The 559-nt window shown below is 69.6% G+C and carries 1 protein-coding gene; it reads left to right on the top strand.

Translation table 11 applies throughout. The features are described from left to right. A partial coding sequence (locus JCM9942_RS17795; RefSeq protein ID WP_218185535.1) for a M56 family metallopeptidase occupies positions 1-559 on the top strand: 559 nt, incomplete at both ends.

Raw genomic sequence — 559 nt, 5'->3', positions numbered from 1 at the left:
CAAGCTCGGTGCCGCCTTGCAACTCGCCGCCGCTGCCCATGGCCTGCGCCGCGCACCGCGTCTGATGCTCAGCACGGCCATCGATTCGCCGCAGCTGATCGGGCCGTGGCATCCGGTCCTGCTGCTGCCGGCACGTGGCCTGCAGCGCATGGACGATGACCAGCTGGACATGGCGCTGACCCACGAGCTGGTCCACCTGCAACGCCGCGACCTGTGGCTGGGCCTGGTGCCGGCACTGGCCCAGCACCTGTTCTTCTTCCACCCGCTGGTCCACCTGGCCGCCCGCGAATACGGCATTGCCCGCGAAGCGGCGGTGGACGCCGCCGTGGTTGCCGGGAATCGCCACTGCCGCCACCACTACGGACGCCTGCTGCTGCAATTGGGCGTCGCTCCACGTCCCGGCGCTGGATTGGCCAGTGCCTCGCCCAGCTTCCTCAGTCTGAAGCGGAGATTGCTCATGTTGCAGGACACCCCATCTTTCCCGCGCGCCGGCGCGGTGCTGATTCTTGCCGTCGTCGCGCTGGTCGGCGTGGCACCGCTGCGGCTGGTGGCGATGCCG

The sequence above is a fragment of the Stenotrophomonas pictorum JCM 9942 genome, assembly GCF_001310775.1.
GTDB classification, from domain to species: domain Bacteria; phylum Pseudomonadota; class Gammaproteobacteria; order Xanthomonadales; family Xanthomonadaceae; genus Stenotrophomonas; species Stenotrophomonas pictorum.
The sequence above is the reverse complement of the archived record's forward strand: the minus strand, read 5'-3'. Positions and strand labels throughout refer to the sequence as shown.